General features: G+C 46.4%; 1 protein-coding gene. It reads right to left on the bottom strand.

Features of this window, described 5'->3' with window-relative positions:
• Nucleotides 1–148: 148 nt before the first annotated feature.
• Nucleotides 149–1,318, bottom strand: coding sequence for an MFS transporter (locus H7U37_RS14820; RefSeq protein ID WP_243414340.1), 1,170 nt, complete (start codon nt 1,316–1,318; stop codon nt 149–151).
• Nucleotides 1,319–1,471 lie beyond the last annotated feature (153 nt).

Raw genomic sequence — 1,471 nt, forward strand, 5'->3', positions numbered from 1 at the left:
TTGATTACTTCCTCGTTTAGCTGTACAATCTTCTCGGACATGGTTTGCTGTCTCCTTTCGAATGGTGGTGTCGCAACTTCATTCTACCAGAGATCTGCAAACCATGTCTCTTTTTATCTGCTTTTCAATTTGCGAAACTTATTCTACCTTATCGTTCAAAGCGGTATATTGCTGTATTTAAAGCAATGGCAGACAGCCACAGCAAGAAAAGAAGCAGTCCAACGATGCAGATCGCACTGCCGAAGTAAAACGCAGCGGATAGATTCCAATCCGATAGCGCGCCAAAAATCAGATTTGTTCCAATGGCAATACCGTCCGCCAGCATACCGCAGACGCTGAGTGCAGTAGCTCGGTTTCTGCTTGTAATTTGCCGGTTTTGGAGATCCGACAAGAGGGGCTGAAATAATGTGTTGGAGAGACGAAGGAGCAGCACACTGATGACAGATGGTAGTGCGAAGGTCGTAGATCCGAGTACCAGGCAAGATAAAATCGCAGGAACACAAAACAGGACGAAGGAGCGGCGGATTCCTACCCGCTTGGTGAAGGCGGAAGAATATGCTCCTAACAATCCCAATAGTGTGGCAACGATATACACCAGACCGATAACAGAGTTGCTTAACCCACAGCGTTCATATTGAAGCTGATTTAAGAACACAGTGATCGTCTGATGGGCTTCGGACAGCAAAGCCACGCCCACAAGAAACACAAGGAGCGTGCGATTGGAAAAGATTTGGCGGAAACTCTCACGAAACGGCTCCGCCTCTGTTTCCGCAGCGCCGGTCTGACGCACTTCGGTCAATCCGAAAGAAAGCACCATTGCAAGTCCGTAGCTGATCACTGTCAGCAAACCGGCCAGCCAATAATCATCTCCCACAAATACTGAGAACACCCCTGCCGCAATGAGCAGCCCAGCCATGCTCATACTGCTGTACAAACCAAATGCTTTCTGACTGTCCGTTCCTTCACAGGATAAATAGATGATGCTGGAGTCTACGCCTGAGTAACCGGCTAGCACCATACTGAGCATGATACGCTCTGTTAGGAACCCCCCAAACCCGGTTGCCTGCAAAAATACGATTTTAGAAATGAAATAAAGAGAGGAACAGAAAATCATGGTTTTCCGATAGCCAATTTTGTCGGCTATCATTCCCCATGGAATTTCCAAAAGAATGCCCAGAGCCAAAGAGATGCTTTCAATGACCGTGATTTCAAAGACTGTAACGCCCTGTGCCTGCCGATACAGCGTGGCAATCGGTCCATAAAAAACCATGCCTTGCAGCAATGCAATGGCATACATCACATATAAGTTTTTCTTCATATTCATATCCTTTCTGAATTTTGGGTACAACAATCAGACGTCAGTTAAATAGTGTTTACACGAGTAATGTAGTATAATAGGGACAACAGCCCAGAAAGAGGTGTTCCTATGAGTAACGAACAACAACGCCACGATATCAGTGATGAGGTATGG

This window comes from Pseudoflavonifractor phocaeensis, from assembly GCF_016901735.1.
Lineage (GTDB): Bacteria > Bacillota > Clostridia > Oscillospirales > Oscillospiraceae > Pseudoflavonifractor_A.

Excerpts from the sequence above, each read along its gene's own strand:
- H7U37_RS14820 (WP_243414340.1), bottom strand. The coding sequence starts at position 1,318 with ATGAAGAAAAACTTATATGTGATGTATGCCATTGCATTGCTGCAAGGC.